Here is a 17,634-nt window from a genome sequence, read left to right as displayed (position 1 = left end):
GTCTTACCATACAAGCGGGCTTGCCCCGCGAACACGGGCGCAGCCCGTGCCAGGCAACTCAATTTCTGGGCCGGCCTGTTCGCGGGGCAAGCCCGCTCCCACAGAGACAACAGGATGCCTTCCTAGAACTCACAAGTCGGCATGTGCTGCAGGCAAGACGACGGCTTAGTTCACCATCACTTCGTCCAGTGCCTGCTCGAGGGTGCTGACCGTGCGCTCGATATTGTGCAGTTTTTCGAGGCCGAACAGACCGATGCGGAAGGTCTGGAAGTCGGCCGGTTCGTCGCATTGCAGCGGCACGCCGGCGGCGATCTGCAGGCCCCGGTCGGCAAATTTCTTGCCGCTCTTGATGTCGGCATCATCGGTGTAGCTCACCACTACGCCAGGGGCCTGATAGCCGGCTGCGGCCACGCTTTTGATGCCTTTTCCAGTCAACATTGCGCGCACCCGATCGCCCAGCGCCTGCTGTTCGCTACGGACCTTGTCGAAACCGTAAGCTTGCATCTCTTTCATCACGTCGTTAAACCGTGCGAGAGAATCGCTGGGCATCGTTGCATGGTAGGCATGTCCGCCCTGCTCGTAGGCCTGCATTATCTGCAGCCACTTTTTCAGGTCGCAGGCAAAGCTGCTGCTCTGCGTCTGCTCGATGCGCTTGAGGGCCAAATCACTGAACATCACCAGGGCGCAACAAGGCGAGGCACTCCAGCCTTTTTGCGGCGCGCTGATCAGCAGGTCGACTGCGCACTTGTGCATATCAACCCAAAGCGTGCCTGAGGCGATGCAGTCCAGCACAAACAAGCCACCCACCGCATGCACGGCGTCGCCGACGGCCTGCAGGTAGTCATCGGGCAGGATAATCCCTGATGAGGTTTCAACGTGGGGGGCGAAGACAATCTGCGGCCTGGAAGCCTCAATGGCTGCCAGCACTTCGTCCAGAGGCGGTGGTGCGTAGGCAGCCTGGCGCCCGGTGTCGACCGGTCGGGCTTTGAGCACCGTGGTGGCCGCCGGGATGTTGCCCATATCAAGTATCTGGCTCCAGCGATAACTGAACCAACCGTTGCGTATCACCAGGCATTGCTGGTCGGTGGCGAACTGTCGCGCTACCGCTTCCATGCCGAATGTGCCGCTGCCCGGGACTACCGCAACAGCCTGGGCGTTGTAGACCTGTTTCAGGGTCCTGGAAATGTTGTTCATCACGCCTTGAAATGACTGCGACATGTGGTTGAGCGAGCGGTCGGTGTAGACCACCGAGTACTCGACCAGCCCCTCAGGATCAATACTGGGGTATAGCTTTGACATGGGGTGACTCCTTTGGCAGAGATGTCAGTGGTATCGACCCTGCCCTAAGCCTTGGCAAATGACAAGATTGCTCGGGGCTGATTGCGACTTTTGTGGAATGGTAGCTATCGGCCGATAGCGGACTATAGATACGCTGCTAAGCTGAGTGGTGTGGCCCAAAGCCATATTGCTTTCTTCCTCGCTGTATGTGGTATTTCTGGCGCGACACTCATCAGAACAGTGAGTTACACATTGGCAAGGAGCGCACTCAGACACAGGAGGGAAATAATTAAGCAACATGTGCCCCTACGCTAACTGCCGGGTATCAAGCTGCCCTCCGTGTCCATAATCGGTCTAAAAGGAGCAAAAAATGCGAATGGTCGTGACTTTGGATATGTATTCAGGACGCCCGAATCCCTCATGGGAAGTTTCCGAAAGTGATGCCAAGAAATTAAGGAAGCTTCTCAGCAAGAAGAGAGCTATCTCAAGTGTCTCATCGCCAGGGTCGATAGGCCTATTGGGTTATAGAGGTCTACTGGTTTCGTCTGTTGAAGATCCTTCAGCAATAAAAACCATGAGGGCGTTTGACGGAGTTTTGGAGGTTGCCAGCCTGGACTTCCCAAATTATCTCGATAGCGACAGCGAAATCGAAGAGTTTCTGTTAGGAACTGCTGGTGTTGCCCTGAAAGATGAAGAGAGGCAGTTCATTGAGCAGGAAATACAAAAAAACGTATCCGGCGGAGTAGCAAATAGCATAAAAGATTTTGAGATTATGGCTATTCCGCCGTACGACCCTGGTAAGTGGAACAACAATCCAACCGTCTTGCGCAATAACAATTGCTACAATTATGGCAACGACACAATAACAAATACTTTCGCGCAGCCGGGCAGGGGAGCAGGGCAAGAAGGCCCTTATCCGCCAACATGTAAAGACACCAGTGCAGCCGCAGTAAGAGATGGCCTCAAGTCGATACCAAACCCCGATACCACCCCGACAGAAGGTCATCTAGTTGCTTTAGTTGTATCAACCACCCCAGGCTTTTTCGACTACCATTGGTATAGGCGTGATAGCAATGGGATGTGGTCTCACAAACCAGGTCAAACAGCGGCTAGGAATACTGATAACTCGGGGAGGTTAATCTCTGACCCTCGAAACTGTGATCGTGGTCCATACAACAATTTCTGTGGGTTCTTCAACAGCATGCCTGGGGATATAATTATTCGCTGACACCCGAACTTTAATTCAGTGGCTCTCTTGCAGCGGCCGCTGAATTAAAGTTTAGGCGATCTCAAGCACGGAAATATCTAAATGACTCCTCTAGTGAAAAGTGTGACCTCTGCTAGGGGCGACATATGCACAGCTCAAGAAATGGAGTTCGAGCAGTTATGGCTAAAGCAAAAGTAGCGGGCAACTCCAAAAATAGCAAAATTGGCTCTGAGCATCGCAAATCGTCAGCTTATTTGAAAAGAATGAGCGTCTCTGTCCGAGACTTATTCGCGGGTGCTGTCGACTTGACAACGTTCTTGGGTGCCGCAGGAAATCTTAGTCTAGACGAACGAAAGCTTCTGGTTCGGCAGGCCTTAATTCTAATCGAGCAGAATTATGTTCACCTCCCCTTGAAGCGGGCTATGCACGCCGTCGAGCCGGTTCAGCGGCTCAAGCTTCTCCTTCAAGAACTGGAAATCACACCTCCCTTGTCACTTCCTCCTGAGACCTTGTTTCATCGTGAGTTGACAGAAATTTTCACATTGACTCGAGATTTGCACACCAACTACCTGCTACCTGCCCCGTTCAACAAAATGACAGCCTTTTTGCCTTTCCTAGTGGAAGACTACTTTCAGAATGGTCGGCGGAGGTATCTTGTCTCTCATGTTGCGCAGGGATTCAGCCACCCAACCTTTGTCAGTGGAGTCGAACTAGTTTCTTGGAACGGAATTCCGATTGAACGTGCCGTTTTGAACAATGCCCAGCGGTATGCAGGTAGCAACCGGGAAGCCCAGCACTCCCGTGGTGTATCTACTTTGACTACCCGCGTGCTGAAAATGACGTTACCACCGGATGAGGGTTGGGTTATCGTCGGCTATCAGACGGTAACCGGTAAATTCGCCGAAGTCCGCATCGACTGGATGGTCAACCCTACACTTCCATCGGGCGAGGGCCGGACAGGTGACGTGGCGGATGATCCGAAGTTCGCTCACTCCATTGGGCTAGATCTTGAGCAGCACCTTATCCAGCGGATGCGCAAAGCCCTATTCTCTCCAAAGGTTGTAGCCGCAGAAAAGAAGGCCTCCGAGAAAGTGAGGCGCGGGGGAAACTTCAAAGCCCTTGAAAGCACAATGCCGGGTGTGTTCGAGGCTCGTTCAGTTACTACGCTTAATGGAACTTTCGGATACCTCCGCATCCGCACGTTTGCAGCCCCAGTTACCGCATTCGTTGAGGAGTTCATTCGCCTCGTCACCGCCCTCCCACAGAATGGCTTGATTATTGATGTCCGCGGGAATGGTGGTGGAACCATTATGAACGGCGAGCTTATTCTCCAAGTGCTTACCCCTCGGCGAATCGAGCCCGAGCCTGTCCAGTTCATCAACACCCCGCTAAACCTCCAAATCTGTCTCCAGAATAGAGCAAACTCTCCAGTTGTGGATTTGAGTGCGTGGGTTGAGTCAATGCAGCAAGCATTGCAAACGGGAGCCATCTTTTCCGCCGCATTTCCAATCAGCGATCCGGAAGAATGCAATTTAATTGGTCAGAAGTATTTTGGCCCGGCTGTTCTCGTTACCGACGCCCTCTGCTACAGCACAACAGACTTCTTTGCTGCTGGGTTCCAAGATCACGAGATAGGTCCGGTGTTAGGGGCGGATGGAAACACAGGCGCAGGTGGAGCGAACGTATGGACGCATGATCTGCTCCGCGAGCTTCTTCCTGGAGCTGGTTCCGTTTACCAACCACTACCAGCGGGGGCAGGGATGCGAGTTTCAATGCGAAGGGGGTTAAGAGTCGGTCGACGAGCCGGACTACCAGTGGAAGATCTCGGTATCCTTCCAGACGAGCGCCACTTCATGACGAAAAATGATCTGTTGAGCGATAACGTTGACCTTATCAACAAAGCTGGATCACTCCTTGCCGCGCGACAGCCAGCGAAGGCATTTACCATTTCAGTGAGCTCTATTTCCCCAGCCCAATGGAGCGCAATTGTGACTACTCAAGAAGTTACTCGTCTCGATGTTTACTTAGATGGTCGTCCAATACAGTCGGTAGATGTGCAGAACGGACAAGCAAGCCTAACTGTCACCAAGCTTTCGCCTGTAACTAATACACTCGAAGTCCAAGGGTTCGACGAAGCCAAATTGGTCGTACGATATCGAACGAATATCTGACGATACCGTTGCCCCAAGTGCTTGCCGATACACCTGGGTACACATTCGCCCCCTCTGCGCTCCTGAGCTACCAGGCGCGCGGCCTCCATATCTTCAGCTAAAAGGAAGTGATCGCTTCTGGCCGAAAGCAGCCTGTCGCGACCGCTTAGGGTCGAAAGCCCCCACATAAAATCCCCCCTTGAATCCCCACCCCAACCCCGCTAACCTCTCCCAGTCGCTGCAAATTCAGCGACTCGGGCTTGGCGGTCCGACACGAAGGCGCAAAGCGCCGCACAATCACCCTTGCAGGCGCTTTTTTTGTGCCTGCGATGATGCTTTATGGCGGGCTGCGCATGGACTTCTTCGGAAGTGCCGGGTTCCTTCGTACCGGTCCGCCAACCTTGCGTAGTCCGTCACCCATACCTGCTTGGCGGCAGTCGGTGGCGGATCCTTTCTACGAAGGAGCACCACCATGACCAAACCCGTTCCCGATCCACCCCTCACTACCCAAACCAGCACCACCTTCGGTTCCTGCAACGGCAGCCACGACCCGCTGTTCGCTGTGCGCGCCGGTGTCTCGTCCGAAGATGCCCTGATCCACACCTCCATCCTGCTCAAAAGCGCCTACCAGACCAACGCCCACGCCTGTGAAAAGGTCAGTACCGAGGTGCGCGGGTTGCTCTGGGCGACAGAGCAATCACTGGAGATGTGCCTCGCCCTGGTCGAGTCATTGCTGGACGAGGTCGAAGCACGCTCGGCCACCGCCGCGTTGTTGCGGCGCTCGCTGCAAGCAGGCCAATCTGTGGTGGAGTGATCACCAGCGATTGGTGTGGGCCGCCGATGCGGCCCACTCATCCAGTGCTGTAAGCCTACCCCCGCCTCGTTACCCCACTCCTTTGACCCAAATCAAGCCGCCAGCCCGGGTTCGCGAGACGATGACCCAAAGCATGGAGCGGATCGATCAGCAGCCAACGCCATCGATCCATGTGCGCAGCATTGCATAAGGAGCCCGTTATGACCTCGCTGAACCACGTACTGGTTGCCACCGACTTGTCCACCCCGGCCCGCAACGCCGCAGAACGCGCTGCACTGTTGAGCAAGGCGCAGCAGGCAGCGCTGGATTTGCTCTACGTTGCCAATCCGGCCCCTTTCGAGCGTCTCAAGCAGGTTGTGGCACCGGATGAAGCCTTGCTCGAACGCGTGCTGGAGACCGCGGGCGAGAAGCTTCACGCGCTGGCGGCCATGCTGTTCGCCCACTATGCCATTGCCCCTGGCGTACAGGTCGCGCCCGGCACGGTTGCCACGGAAATTACCCGTGTGGTGCAAGACAAACGCACCGATCTGCTGGTGTGCGGGGCCAAGGGGCAGAACCTGGCGCGGCGCCTGTTGCTGGGCTCGACCGTGCAACGAATGCTCAACCGCATGCCCTGCCCTTTGCTGGTGGTCAAGCAGGCACCCCGGGAGGCGTACCGCAGCTTGCTGGTGCCGGTTGATTTTTCGCCCTCATCGCTGCGCGCCATCGAACTGGCAAAAGCCGTTGCCCCGCAGGCCGAGATCATTCTACTGCATGTGTACGAAGCACCTTTCGAAAGCAGCATGCGCTTCGCACACATCGATCAGGACACGCTCACTCACTACCGAAATGTCATCAAGAAGGACGCCGTGGAACAGCTCGCGGCCTTGAGCCAAGCCGCCGGAGTGGCCGATGCTCGGCAGATCGTGGTGCACGGCGACCCTTCCTGGCGGATCCTGGAGCAGGAACAGGAATTGGACTGCGATCTGATCGTGATCGGCAAGCAGGGGGAAAGCGCGCTGGAGGAGTTGCTGATTGGCAGTGTCACCAAGCACGTGCTGAACGAGTCTCAGTGTGATGTATTGGTGGCGTTGTAGGTTGTGTGTCGCGTCGAGGGCGCTGGATGGTGAACCCCATCCAGCGCGATCGATTGCAGCCCTTGTTCCCTGTTTGCGGCGTTGCTGAAAAACAGTAGATAATTTGACGAGCCCTACCAGCCGGGCTCTCACTCGAATGTTAGAACAAGGACGTGCAATGGGTATCCCACTCCCCCTCTGGCTTATTCTCACGGGCGTGACCGCTTACATTGCAAGTACCCGCGGACGATCAGGGCCAAGATGGTTTGCAATCGGGCTGTTCCTTCCCGGGGTAGCCCTGATTGCCCTGTTGTTAATGCCACGCCTGGCTAAAACCGGCGTTGACGCCCTGGTGCACGAAGACCTGCGCCCCTGCCCTGCCTGCGCCCAAGCCATCAACGCAGCAGCCTCACGCTGCAAACACTGCGCAGCCGACGTGGAGCCTATTGCGGTCAGAGATCGCAGCGGCTGGGTAGTACGCTTTACTGCCCAAACCGATGAAGAATTTGAACCGTTGGCAGCCCAGATGGCGCTGATTGACATACCAACGATTCTCGATGAGGCGCCTCACGTTTTCGCCGGCCCGTTTGAAGAAAAAGCCGAAGCACACAACGTGTTCAAGTACCTGAAATCCAACCATGGCCTGGATGGGCTGGTGACCTGGCGGACAGTGACGAGGTAGCAAAACCAGCCTGGCATATCTGGCCAGCCGCTAACATCGCCTGCGTAACGTTATGCAGTTGCATCCAACGCCATTCTGTACTCGATAACGCCAGGCTTTTTGGCAATCCAGTCATAAAGCCGTTGGGCGGTGTGGTTGGTCTCTTGAGTGTGCCAGTACAGTCGGTCGCAGTTTTTCTCCCGTGCCTGGCCTTGCACGTATTCGATCAGTTTCTTGCCGATCATCTGGCCTCGCACGCTTGGGCAGACGTACAAGTCTTCCAGGTAGCAGAAGTCATTGCGACCCCAGGTTGAGCGGTGGAAGACGAAGTTGACGAATCCGTAGATCTGCTCACCGTCCGAGGCTACCGCGCAATGCACAGGCTCGCTGCCGTCAAAGAAGCGGGCCCAGGTAAGCTGGGTGGTCTGCATGCCGACATCTACCTTGTAGAATTCCTGATACTTGGCCCAGTACTCGCACCACTGCTCGAAGTCTTTTTGCTCTACGGGGCGAACCGATAAAACCTGTTGTAGTGCTGTCATGCTCAATCCTTAATGGCGTCGGCCCCGCGTGCTATCAGTGCACGGGGTGACAGATTTATAGCGCGGTAATGGTCTGGATCGCCCCTCCAGTTCTTGATCAGATGCCAGACCACTTTCGCAGCTCTACAGACAAACGCCGGAATGATTTCATAACGCCTTGCTGCACCGTATAGTGGCTATTTCTTCGCAGTCAAAGGGAGGACTTCATGCGAGCAGCAATGATCCTTGCGGTGATCGGAAGCACATTGTCGTTGATGTCGCCGTCGATATTGGCATCACCTGCCCAACCTGCAGCACTGCCGCCAGTGCCCATGAGCCAGCAGCGTATCTCGGTGCAGGTCGAAGGCTCGGGCACAGACATCATATTGATTCCAGGGTTGGCATCGTCCCGTGAAGTATGGGCAGACCTAGCCTCCAGATTGCGCCAGAGCCACCGCCTTCACCTTGTACAAGTCGCAGGCTTTGCCGGCGCGCCGGCCGTGTCCGACCCAGAGGGCAAGGTAGTTGCGCCGACAGCCGAGGCGATAGCTGAATACATCCGCAGCCAGCGCATCGGGGCACCGGTAATCATCGGTCATTCGCTAGGTGGCGAGGTGGCACTGATGCTGGGCGCTCGCTATCCCGACCAAGTGGGGCGCCTGATGATCGTCGATGCGCTGCCCTTTTATACGCTGCTGGTTGACCCTTCAGCGACCAGCGAAACCGCCACCCCACATGCGGCGGCGATGCGCGATGCAATGCTCAAGGCATCGCCTGAACAGACCCAAGCCATGCAGCATGCCTCCATCGCCCGCCTTGCTAAAACCGAAGCGCTCAGGCCAGGCCTGGTAGAAGTGGCGATACGCTCGGATCGCAAGACCGTGGCCGATGCCGTGCATGAACTGATGGTCACCGATCTGCGCCCTGAGCTCAGTCGTATCAAAGTGCCGGTCGAAGTCGTCTATGCCTATGACGCCCTTTACGGCCTGCCTGCCGCCAACGTCGATGCGTTGTTCCGTAACGCTTATGCCTCGACACCGAACGTCACTTTCAGGCGCATCGACGGCAGTTTTCACTTCGTCATGCTGGATCAGTCGGAACTGTTCGCCAGTGCTGTTGTGGCATTCCTCAACAAGTGAGCCGGTGGCCGAAACTGTCAGGCCTGCGGGCATAATTGATATGCCCCGGGCTTGCCGTATCTTCACATGCACAGGCAGTTTCGTTCGATTGTAAGCGCTCAAACCGCGCTCAGCGTGGCGAGGTTGCAATATTGCCCTTTGAAATACAGCAACGGTTGCGTAGCAGCCACTTCTTGCAGGTTTAACGCTTTCACTTCACCAATGACGATCAGGTGATCACCTGCGGTGTGTTCGGCGTGAATTTCGCAATCAAGCCAGTGCAGGCTGCCGGAAATGATCGGATTGCCAAGCGTTGACGCCTGCCATTCAACACCGTGCCACTTGTCCGTGCCGCGCCGAGCGAACTGGTTGGAAATCTTGACCTGCTCACCCGACAGGATATTGACTGCAAATCGACCTGCCTGGCGAATTTTGGGATAGCTGGCCGAGCTGGACATCACGCTAAAGGACACCAGCGGCGGGTTCATCGAGACGCTATAGAACGACTGGCAAGTAAAGCCAATCGGCTCGTCATTCGTGTATGAGGTAATCACCGTGATACCGGATGCGTAGTGCCCGATGGCCTCGCGAAAGCACAGTGGCTCGATGGCCGTACGGGGAAGTGACATGGGAGGTCCTGAATATCAAGTGCAGCCCGAAAATGCTAAGGAAGGCCTGAAGCGGCAGCGCCTTCGAGCGACCGCTTCAGGCCTTCCCGCACACCGCTTGCGCGGTGAGCTCAGTACGCGTTGGAAAGTTCTCTGCGGACGATGTCTGCACCTGCACTCAATGCACTGAGCTTGCCGTTTGCGACGCGACGAGGCAAAGGCGCCATGCCACAGTTGGTGCAAGGATAGAGCTTGTCGGCATCGACAAACTGGAGCGCTTTTCGCAGGGTGTTGGCGACTTCCTCGGGTGTTTCGATCGCATGGTTTGCCACGTCAATGGCCCCGACCATCACTTTCTTGCCTCGAATGAGTTCAATCAGATCCATCGGTACATGAGAGTTGTGGCATTCCAGCGAGACGATATCGATACTGGATTTTTGCAGCTTGGGGAAAGCCTCTTCGTACTGTCGCCACTCCGACCCCAGCGTCTTTTTCCAATCGGTATTGGCTTTGATGCCATAGCCATAACAAATATGCACGGCCGTTTCACACTTGAGGCCTTCAATGGCCCGCTCCAAGGTGGCAACACCCCAGTCATTCACCTCGTCGAAGAACACATTGAATGCCGGCTCATCGAACTGGATGATATCAACACCGGCAGCCTCCAACTCTCTGGCTTCCTGATTGAGAATCTTGGCGAATTCCCAAGCCAGTTTTTCGCGACTTTTATAGTGGTTGTCATACAGTGTGTCGATCATCGTCATGGGGCCTGGCAGCGCCCATTTTATGGGTTGCCTGGTTTGTTGACGCAAGAACTTGGCATCTTCAACAAACACTGGCTTTTGCCGAGCAACCGCCCCCACCACCGTTGGCACACTCGCATCGTAGCGGTCACGAATCCTGACGGTCTCACGCTTCTCGAAATCAACACCGCTGAGGTGCTCAATAAAGGTAGTGACAAAATGTTGGCGTGTTTGTTCACCATCGCTGACAATATCGATACCGGCCTGTTGCTGTTCGTGCAACGACAGCCGCAACGCATCTTGTTTGCCCTCGATCAGTTCATCACCCTGCAACTTCCAGGGCGACCAGAGTGTCTCAGGCTGTGCCAGCCAAGCGGGTTTAGGCAGGCTGCCGGCAGTTGAAGTAGGTAGTAATTTTTTCATCATGGATGACCTTGTGCTTATTCGATTAGTCAAAGGGCGTAATGCGCGGACCACTGTTCAAGCACCGCGTGGTAGGGCTTGATAAAGTGCTCCTCAACAAATGCCCCCTGCTCAACCGCCAGCCGGCCACGCTCGTCTCGATCATAAACAATTCGAGTCAATGAATAATCCTGATGTTGCAAACTGGGCTGATAGGATTTGCCTGCAGCAGAGTTCGCGTTGTAGATCTCAGGCCGGTAAATTTTCTGAAAGGTATCCATGGTGCTGATGGTGCTGATAAGCTCAAGATCGGTATAATCACCAAGCACATCGCCAGCACAGTAAAAAGCCAACGGTGCAACGCTATTCGGCGGCATAAAATAGCGTACTTTCAAGCCCATTTTAGCGAAATACTCATCGGTCAATGAATATTCATCTTGCAGGTACTCAACACCCAACACAGGATGCTGATATTCAGTCCGGTAGTAGGTCTTGCTACTCGAAACACTCAAGCATATGACAGGGGGCTTGTTAAAATTATCTGTGTAGGCGCTTGAATTCACGAAGCATTTAAACAGCTTACCATGCAGATCGCCGAAACCCTCTGGCGTACTGAACCCGGCCTGATCCTTGTTGTGCTTTAACAGCAGCACACTGAAGTCATAATCCCGCACGTAAGAGGAAAAATTATTTCCTGCAACACCCTCAATGCGCTCGTTCGTTTGCCGATCAAGAATAGTTGTTTTCAATATTTCAATTAAAGGCAAGGCATCGCCACTGCTTTCAACATCGAGATTCATCTCGACAGAAATAATCTCAAGCTCGACAGCATAACGATCGCCTTTAGGATTATCCCAATGCGCCAGGGCATTGAAACGATTGTCAATCATCCTCAACGTATTGCGCAAGTTTTCCTGGCGATTCTTCCCTCTCGCCAAGTTAGCAAAATTGGTGGTGGTGCGTGTACTGCCCGAGGGCTGATAGCCTTCATCAAAACACATGCGTTTGATAGCAAATGAAAACTCTTTGTTCATTGTGATCTGACACCCTAATCCCTGAGATAAACCTGAATGTACTTTTTGCTTTTCAGTACTTTCCAAGTTTCTTTTGAGGCGATTGTCCGGAGTAAACGGTCATGTGACAAACTCATTTTTTTTGTACACAACGTTAGTTTTGCTCATGATCGATGTGAGGCACCTGGCGAAATGCTGTCTCTGTGGGAGATTCTAGGGCTCATGGGCCCGCCTCTTCGCGGGGCAAGCCCGCTCCCACAACACCCGGAACGCTCCCCTCTTTACCTGTCTATAACTTCATAGTTTATGGTGATAGGCCATGAAGCGAGAGAACAGGCCATGTATCGCATCTCCGAGCTTGCGCAAAAGGTGGCGTTAAGCCGTTCCACCTTGCTGTACTACGAAAAGCTGGGGCTCATCTCATCCACGCGCCAGGCCAACGGCTACCGCTCGTATTCAGAGCATGACCTGCAACAGCTCAGGTTGCTGCAGCAGCTCCAGGCTGGCGGATTGACCTTGAAAGAGTGCCAGGCATGCCTGGAAACGCGTATAGACCGCTCGTTGTTGCTTGAGCGCCTGCAAGCTCTGGAGCACGAGATCGAGGAAAAACAACAGTCCAGGGATCTGCTCGCCGCCATGCTGGGGATGGCTTCCATGCGCGGCTGGCACCAGGCCCTGGAGAACCAGGCGCCGGGTGCGCACCTGGCCTGGTTATTGAAGCAAGGTTTCGATGAAAAGCAGGCGTTACGCTTGAAGTGGTTATCAAAGGATATGAACGAACACGACCACTACATGGCCGATTTCGAGCGCATCTTCGACGGTTTGGACCGGCTGGGGCCTGGGTCTGCCGAGGATACCTTGCAAGCACTGCGCGCGTTACCAGTTGAACCCCAGACACTGCTGGATATTGGCTGCGGCCGCGGCGTAGGCACTGTGCTACTGGCCAGGCATACGCAAGGGCTGGTCACCGCCGTGGACAACGACGAGTACAACCTGGCTCGCCTGAGGCAAACCGTGGTTGCCAATGCGTTGCAACAGCGCGTCAGCCTGGTGTGCGCCAGCATGACCGCGCTGCCCTTTGAAAATGCCTCATTCGATGCCCTCTGGGCCGAGGGCAGTGCCTACATCATGGGGTTTACCAACGCGCTGGACAGCTGGAGGCGATTGCTCAAACCCCAGGGGTTCCTGGTGGTCAGTGACCTGATATGGCGAACCGACAAGCCCCGCGCACAAGCAGCGTCGTTCTGGCAGAAAAACTACCCAGGCATGACAACGCTGGAAAATCGAGTGTCCAGCATTCGTGCACAGGGGTACCGGGTCTTGCAGAGTTTTCCATTAAGCCGTCAGGCGTGGGAAAACTACCTGGCACCGCTGCGTGAAAAAGTTGCAGGGCTGTCCGCCGACAGCATCTCTTCAAAGGCCCTGGTTGACCTCGAGGATGAGCTCGATATCCACCAGCGCTTCCTGGATGACTACGGCTACCAACTGTTCGTCCTGCAAAAAGAGCGCGCTGACTCTTAATCAACACTTTGCTAAGCCTGATCGACCAAGACATTAGAGAAAACTCACTATGACGCTGAACATCCGCAACGAACAACCTGAAGACATCAAGCACATTACCGCGCTGACCATCGCCGCTTTTGCACAGGAAGAACATTCCAGCCATACCGAACACTTTATTGTCGATGCCCTGCGTCGCGCCGGGCAGTTAACTGTTTCGCTGGTTGCAGTGGAGCATGATGAAATCCTTGGCCATGTCGCTGTTTCTCCGGTCACGGTGTCGTCTGGCGCTACCGGCTGGTATGGGCTTGGGCCCATCTGCGTGTGGCCGGACCGGCAGGGCCAAGGTATAGGCTGCGCCCTGATGAACGCCGCCCTGGCCAGGTTGCGGGAGCAAGGGGCCGCTGGCTGCGTACTACTGGGTGATCCTGGTTACTATGCTCGCTTCGGCTTCCAGGCTCACGCAGGTCTGGAGTTGCCCGGGGTGCCGCAAGCCTACTTCCAGGCGCTTCCCTTCGGCGCTGATGTGCCAGAGGGCACTGTGCAGTACCACAACTCTTTCGACGCCACCGAGTGAGCCACGAGGCGCCTGGCGGTAATCAGTTGCCTGCCAAGCGGTACAGACCTTGCGCGTGAGATACCTTGAGCCCGGCACGCTGCAGGTTTCGCCGGCTTTGCGAGTTTGCCAGGGCCGTAGCGGCTACCCATGTGCTGCCCAGCGCTCTGGCTTGTTCCACGCGATGGGCAATCAGGGCCCCGTGGTAGCCGCGGCCTCGTGCGGTTTTGCGCGTGGCCGCCGTCCCCAGATAGGCGACACCATTGGCCGCAAGGTACATCACCGCGCCCGCAACGACCTCGCCCGCCTCTTTGATCACGAAAATTTTCAGGCTGTCGTTCGGGTCTGGCACCCCGAACGACGCCTGGGTCATTTCACGCTGGGCTGGCGTGGAGTGAAAGCCTTGCCCATGAACGTCTGTGAATGCCGATAACGTCAGCGGTGTGACCTCTTCTATGGCGTAGCCATGCGGTATCAGTTGCGCCTGCTCAATCGCACAGGCCAACTGCACATGCGCCCATCCCTTCAAACGCTCAAGCCTGCGGTTGGCCAAGAGCGGGGACTGTTCAAGCGACGAAACTGTGCCAATGAGCGGCGTGACGGCTGCGGGCAGGGACGCTGTCAACAGATCCACAATGGCTTGCGGCTCCGTTACCTGATCACCATAGACTCGATTGAACATCGGACTGGATGAAGCCTGTACTTGAAGACATCTCGTGGTCGCGCTCATCAAGATACGCGCCCCGTAGGGGTTGCCTTCTACTTGCATCAGATTTTCCACGCGAGACTGAAGGTAATCTCTTTCCGCTGCCTCGATTTTCAGCGCCATTTCCCTGTGCATTGCTCTTGCCCTCCCGTGCTGAACAACTTGCAGGATACGCTGCGCCTCCATCGTCGCCAACACGACCCGCTGGCGAGGCCAGGTTCGATCATTTACCGCCCAGAAAAAGGTGAGTTTCAAGCCGGCATGGGCTATCTTGCGGGCCTCAAAACCGGCTCGAATTCATGGAGGAAACATTGCGGATCTACATTACAGGTGCTTCGTGCGCGGGCGTAACCACCTTGGGCCAGAACCTCGCAACTGAGCTCGACGCACGCCAGGTCGATGTCGATGACTTTTTCTGGATGCCGACGAACCCGCCTTTTACCACCAAGCGACCTGTCAGTGAGCGCGTACCATTGATCCAGCAAGCGCTTGGTGACCAGGAGTGGGTGCTGAGCGGTTCCTGTATTGGTTGGGGCGATGAGCTAATTGCCCATGCCGATCTGATCGTGTTCGTCGCGACCGCGACGCCCGTTCGCCTTGAACGCCTGGCCGCCCGTGAAAAGGCACGTTTTGGCGATCGGATCGCACCCGGTGGCGACATGCATGAGATCCATGTGGCCTTTCGGGAGTGGGCCTCGCAGTATGACGACCCGAACTTTTCAGGACGCAACCGCGGCTGGCACGAGGCGTGGATATCAGCGCAGACGGCGCCGGTCTTGCGGATTGACGGGACGAGCCGTCCTGAAACAATCGTTGCGGATGTCCTTGATGCGTTGTCGCAAGTACCGCACTAGCCAACAACCGTGAGCCCCACGGGAGTCGCTTCGAGCCCTATTACCGGACACCTTATGCTTATAGCACCCGTCACTTTGCCCATCACCCGCAGCGCTTTCGCTGCCGCACTGCGAACAGGCCATGGTCGCGTTGCGCAGCAGATCGAGCAGCAGGGTTGCAGCGGGTTTGAAGACCTGATTATCGAAGCGTGCCTGACCTGTCTTGCTCATGACCCACAGGTAGAGGCTGAGCGTGCGCCGTGGTTGTTCTCGATCATCGAGCGTGCCCAGCTACAGGAAATGGTCTTTGAGGCAATCAAAGCCAAAGGCCTGGCCCCATCCTGCGAAGACCGGCACGACCTCAATCAGCGCAGCGCTCTCCTGAAAGCGCTTGCCGTTGCGGGTATGGATAACGCGAAGACGCTTTTGTATGCATCCCTTGCGCGTATGCCGGATACCGCCGATGTCATCGCTGCTGACGATATTGTCACCCTCGATGGCGTGGAGGGTTTGATACATGTCGCCAGACAACTGGGACAGTGGCTGCAAGCCGATGCTGATTTCTGGGTAGATGAGACTCTATACGGGCAGTTCGCCGCCGCCCCTGGCGCTGAGCAAGGGCTTGCCCTGCTAGCGCGTGCCGCTGCCTCCGATGCTGATATCGCGCGCTATCTTGCAGAGGTTCGCAAGACACGCGAGAGCGTCACAGGCTGCACACCCGACGCTTCACTAGCGGCCTATACCGCCAGTGACATCGTGGCGCATCTTCACAACAAGCCAGCAGATCCATGTCACTGGTTTCGCGGATGGGGCGCGCAAGCCAGCGGCGATCAACGCGAGGCAATCTTCATGGCGCTAATGAAGACGGAGCAGCCGGAGCATGCCAAGAGGCTGTTCAAATGCTTTGCGAAAACGGGCGCTCCGCGATTCGAGCAGCGACTTCTCAGATGGGTTGATCAGCCTGACAAGTCACTGAGATGGGCGGCAGTGACTGCCCTCGCGACGGTCAAGCATCCCGAGTTGCGTAAAACGGCAAAACACCTGATGGCAGGCGGGGATATCACCAATGGGATTGCGCTGTTGGTGAAAAACTTCGTGGAGGGCGACTTTTCAACCTGCCTGGAACAGCTGGCACGGCTTGAGAACCCTGACGAACTGCACCGTGCCGTCGGCCAACTTCTGCGGCTATGTGAGGCGAACCCTGGCAACCAGGCGCTTGATTGTCTTCTGTATGTTTATGAACATTCGCCCTGTTCGACTTGCCGCAAGCAGGCCGTAAAGGCACTGATCGATACGAACACTGCGCCAGGCTGGCTACTGCTAGAGGCAGCATTCGATGTCGATCCTGATACACGAGCACTTGTCGCTCCTGAACGCTGACAATCTCACTCGCGTTGTGTCGTCAGCGCCTGAGTGCTTCCTTCTTCATTGGCTGATGAGCGCGCCAGAAACTCGGTGATCAGCGCCGTAATCTGTTGTTGGATCACCTCACGGGGGCGACCGCGGTCACCATCCGTGCAAATGATGCCATCGCCCGGCACGTCTTCTTCGAGCAACGCCTGCGCGCCAGGTTTGCACACCGACATGAAGCTGAAATGGCTTGCGTCGCTGATCTCAACGTACTGGCTTGACACCGGAGGCAGGCGTTTCGCCAGGTTGGCGGACTCCAACTGGGCGGGAAGCTCCTGGGAGGGCACGCCGGCCGCGATCACCAGCGCAGGGACCGGCAGCGCCGCGAGGCTTTCATCGGTCAGGCCGCGGGAAAGACCCAGGTCCAATGCCACCACTGCAGTGACACGTGTATCGCGCAAGTCGGCGGCCAGCGCGGCTTTTGCCTCTGGGGTGCTCGCGGGGTTCATCTGCTTGTAAACGCTGCAACTGGCCAACTGCGGCTGGGTTTTGCAGTCCTGGGCGAAGCGATCCGGGTCGAAGCGCGCACCGCCGATCTCCAGGGCGGTCCAGCCGCCCAGGGAATGCCCCACGACAGCAATTCGCTGCTTGGCGACCACACCAAATTTTTCAGGTTGAGTGGTGACCGCCTCGATGGTGCGACGCAGATCGACGGGGCGCTGCCATAGCTGCGCCGCTGCTTGAGGGCTGCGGTCATGGGTTGTGGAGCCGGGGTGGTTGACCGCAGCGACGATGTAACCTCTCTGCGCCAAAGCACTGGCAAGCCAGGCCTGGTTACCCCAGTTACCCCGGTATCCGTGGGAGAGCACTACCAAGGGGTGCTCGCCCGCAGTGGGCGGGGCGTCAGGAACGGCAGAAGCACCGACAAACACCACATTGTCGGCGATCAGCTGCGGGGCCGCGGTGGTTGCACTTGGGTACCAAACGACCATCTCCAGTGCTCGCTCATTGGGCGAGGCCGACAATGTCGAAGAATAGAAGCCGACAGGGCTCTCGTCAGCGAGAGCGAGGGTTGTCAGGCAGGTCAGAAACAGGGTGCCTAAGGATGCTCCGAACAAG

General features: G+C 56.1%; 17 protein-coding genes. 10 read left to right on the top strand and 7 right to left on the bottom strand.

What is annotated here, in order from left to right; genetic code table 11:
- Positions 1–165: 165 nt before the first annotated feature.
- Positions 166–1,299: a pyridoxal-phosphate-dependent aminotransferase family protein gene (locus M5G17_RS27175; RefSeq protein ID WP_273895935.1), complete on the bottom strand. Its 1,134-nt coding sequence runs from the start codon at positions 1,297–1,299 to the stop codon at positions 166–168.
- Between the two features lie 349 nt (positions 1,300–1,648).
- Between M5G17_RS27175 and M5G17_RS27170 the strand changes: the two genes are divergently transcribed.
- The 5 genes from M5G17_RS27170 (at position 1,649) to M5G17_RS27150 (ending at position 7,186) form a co-directional block, all read left to right on the top strand.
- Positions 1,649–2,506 (top strand): hypothetical protein, encoded by an 858-nt coding sequence (locus M5G17_RS27170; RefSeq protein WP_273895934.1) that lies wholly within the window; start codon positions 1,649–1,651, stop codon positions 2,504–2,506.
- 158 nt (positions 2,507–2,664) lie between these two features.
- Positions 2,665–4,656, top strand: a complete 1,992-nt coding sequence (locus M5G17_RS27165; protein ID WP_273895933.1) for a S41 family peptidase — start codon at positions 2,665–2,667, stop codon at positions 4,654–4,656.
- 451 nt (positions 4,657–5,107) lie between these two features.
- The gene (locus tag M5G17_RS27160; protein ID WP_273895932.1) at positions 5,108–5,449 is read left to right on the top strand and encodes a DUF6124 family protein; all 342 of its coding nucleotides are present in this window, start codon (positions 5,108–5,110) and stop codon (positions 5,447–5,449) included.
- Positions 5,450–5,649: 200 nt separating this feature from the next.
- A complete protein-coding gene (locus M5G17_RS27155) occupies positions 5,650–6,525 on the top strand; it encodes a universal stress protein (RefSeq protein WP_273895931.1) in 876 nt (291 codons plus the stop codon).
- Between the two features lie 157 nt (positions 6,526–6,682).
- Complete coding sequence (locus tag M5G17_RS27150; protein WP_273895930.1) at positions 6,683–7,186, top strand: SPOR domain-containing protein; 504 nt, start codon at positions 6,683–6,685, stop codon at positions 7,184–7,186.
- Positions 7,187–7,236: 50 nt separating this feature from the next.
- Here the strand turns inward: M5G17_RS27150 and M5G17_RS27145 are convergent, their stop codons facing one another.
- Positions 7,237–7,707 carry a GNAT family N-acetyltransferase gene (locus M5G17_RS27145; RefSeq protein ID WP_273895929.1) on the bottom strand — a complete coding sequence of 157 codons (471 nt, stop codon included), beginning with the start codon at positions 7,705–7,707 and terminating at the stop codon, positions 7,237–7,239.
- A gap of 206 nt (positions 7,708–7,913) precedes the next feature.
- Between M5G17_RS27145 and M5G17_RS27140 the strand changes: the two genes are divergently transcribed.
- Complete coding sequence (locus M5G17_RS27140) at positions 7,914–8,825, top strand: alpha/beta fold hydrolase (RefSeq protein WP_273895928.1); 912 nt, start codon at positions 7,914–7,916, stop codon at positions 8,823–8,825.
- Between the two features lie 98 nt (positions 8,826–8,923).
- Here M5G17_RS27140 and M5G17_RS27135 read toward each other — a convergent pair whose 3' ends face one another.
- From M5G17_RS27135 to M5G17_RS27125, 3 genes are all read right to left on the bottom strand, one after another.
- Positions 8,924–9,433: a flavin reductase family protein gene (locus tag M5G17_RS27135; protein WP_273895927.1), complete on the bottom strand. Its 510-nt coding sequence runs from the start codon at positions 9,431–9,433 to the stop codon at positions 8,924–8,926.
- Between the two features lie 110 nt (positions 9,434–9,543).
- The gene (locus M5G17_RS27130) at positions 9,544–10,578 is read right to left on the bottom strand and encodes a methionine synthase (protein ID WP_273895926.1); all 1,035 of its coding nucleotides are present in this window, start codon (positions 10,576–10,578) and stop codon (positions 9,544–9,546) included.
- A gap of 29 nt (positions 10,579–10,607) precedes the next feature.
- Positions 10,608–11,591, bottom strand: a complete 984-nt coding sequence (locus M5G17_RS27125; protein ID WP_273895925.1) for a DUF1852 domain-containing protein — start codon at positions 11,589–11,591, stop codon at positions 10,608–10,610.
- 318 nt (positions 11,592–11,909) lie between these two features.
- Here M5G17_RS27125 and M5G17_RS27120 point away from each other — a divergent pair, with 318 nt between their 5' ends.
- Entirely contained in the window at positions 11,910–13,091 is a 1,182-nt protein-coding gene (locus M5G17_RS27120; RefSeq protein WP_273895924.1) for a MerR family transcriptional regulator, read from the top strand.
- 49 nt (positions 13,092–13,140) lie between these two features.
- Positions 13,141–13,647 (top strand): GNAT family N-acetyltransferase, encoded by a 507-nt coding sequence (locus M5G17_RS27115; RefSeq protein ID WP_273895923.1) that lies wholly within the window; start codon positions 13,141–13,143, stop codon positions 13,645–13,647.
- Positions 13,648–13,669: 22 nt separating this feature from the next.
- On the opposite strand, the gene M5G17_RS27110 is transcribed toward M5G17_RS27115, so the two are convergent.
- On the bottom strand, positions 13,670–14,587 hold the full coding sequence (locus tag M5G17_RS27110) for a GNAT family N-acetyltransferase (protein ID WP_337993355.1): 918 nt from the start codon (positions 14,585–14,587) through the stop codon (positions 13,670–13,672).
- Between the two features lie 56 nt (positions 14,588–14,643).
- Here M5G17_RS27110 and M5G17_RS27105 point away from each other — a divergent pair, with 56 nt between their 5' ends.
- The gene (locus M5G17_RS27105) at positions 14,644–15,186 is read left to right on the top strand and encodes an ATP-binding protein (RefSeq protein ID WP_273895936.1); all 543 of its coding nucleotides are present in this window, start codon (positions 14,644–14,646) and stop codon (positions 15,184–15,186) included.
- A gap of 54 nt (positions 15,187–15,240) precedes the next feature.
- Positions 15,241–16,545 (top strand): hypothetical protein, encoded by a 1,305-nt coding sequence (locus M5G17_RS27100; RefSeq protein ID WP_273895922.1) that lies wholly within the window; start codon positions 15,241–15,243, stop codon positions 16,543–16,545.
- A 5-nt stretch (positions 16,546–16,550) separates the two neighbouring features.
- On the opposite strand, the gene M5G17_RS27095 is transcribed toward M5G17_RS27100, so the two are convergent.
- On the bottom strand, positions 16,551–17,633 hold the full coding sequence (locus tag M5G17_RS27095; protein ID WP_273895921.1) for an alpha/beta hydrolase family protein: 1,083 nt from the start codon (positions 17,631–17,633) through the stop codon (positions 16,551–16,553).
- Position 17,634: the final 1 nt, after the last annotated feature.

This window comes from Pseudomonas rubra (assembly GCF_028656935.1).
Classification (GTDB): Bacteria; Pseudomonadota; Gammaproteobacteria; order Pseudomonadales; family Pseudomonadaceae; genus Aquipseudomonas; species Aquipseudomonas rubra.
Note: the sequence above shows the minus strand (reverse complement) of the source record. Positions and strands in the feature narration are given on the sequence as shown.

What these genes read in the sequence shown, in the direction of transcription:
- M5G17_RS27150 (WP_273895930.1), top strand. Translation starts at nt 6,683, where the DNA reads ATGGGTATCCCACTCCCCCTCTGGCTTATTCTCACGGGCGTGACCGCT.
- M5G17_RS27155 (WP_273895931.1), top strand. Translation starts at nt 5,650, where the DNA reads ATGACCTCGCTGAACCACGTACTGGTTGCCACCGACTTGTCCACCCCG.
- M5G17_RS27135 (WP_273895927.1), bottom strand. Translation starts at nt 9,433, where the DNA reads ATGTCACTTCCCCGTACGGCCATCGAGCCACTGTGCTTTCGCGAGGCC.
- M5G17_RS27145 (WP_273895929.1), bottom strand. Translation starts at nt 7,707, where the DNA reads ATGACAGCACTACAACAGGTTTTATCGGTTCGCCCCGTAGAGCAAAAA.
- M5G17_RS27175 (WP_273895935.1), bottom strand. Translation starts at nt 1,299, where the DNA reads ATGTCAAAGCTATACCCCAGTATTGATCCTGAGGGGCTGGTCGAGTAC.
- M5G17_RS27160 (WP_273895932.1), top strand. Translation starts at nt 5,108, where the DNA reads ATGACCAAACCCGTTCCCGATCCACCCCTCACTACCCAAACCAGCACC.
- M5G17_RS27140 (WP_273895928.1), top strand. Translation starts at nt 7,914, where the DNA reads ATGCGAGCAGCAATGATCCTTGCGGTGATCGGAAGCACATTGTCGTTG.
- M5G17_RS27170 (WP_273895934.1), top strand. Translation starts at nt 1,649, where the DNA reads ATGCGAATGGTCGTGACTTTGGATATGTATTCAGGACGCCCGAATCCC.
- M5G17_RS27120 (WP_273895924.1), top strand. Translation starts at nt 11,910, where the DNA reads ATGTATCGCATCTCCGAGCTTGCGCAAAAGGTGGCGTTAAGCCGTTCC.
- M5G17_RS27125 (WP_273895925.1), bottom strand. Translation starts at nt 11,591, where the DNA reads ATGAACAAAGAGTTTTCATTTGCTATCAAACGCATGTGTTTTGATGAA.
- M5G17_RS27130 (WP_273895926.1), bottom strand. Translation starts at nt 10,578, where the DNA reads ATGAAAAAATTACTACCTACTTCAACTGCCGGCAGCCTGCCTAAACCC.
- M5G17_RS27165 (WP_273895933.1), top strand. Translation starts at nt 2,665, where the DNA reads ATGGCTAAAGCAAAAGTAGCGGGCAACTCCAAAAATAGCAAAATTGGC.
- M5G17_RS27100 (WP_273895922.1), top strand. Translation starts at nt 15,241, where the DNA reads ATGCTTATAGCACCCGTCACTTTGCCCATCACCCGCAGCGCTTTCGCT.
- M5G17_RS27115 (WP_273895923.1), top strand. Translation starts at nt 13,141, where the DNA reads ATGACGCTGAACATCCGCAACGAACAACCTGAAGACATCAAGCACATT.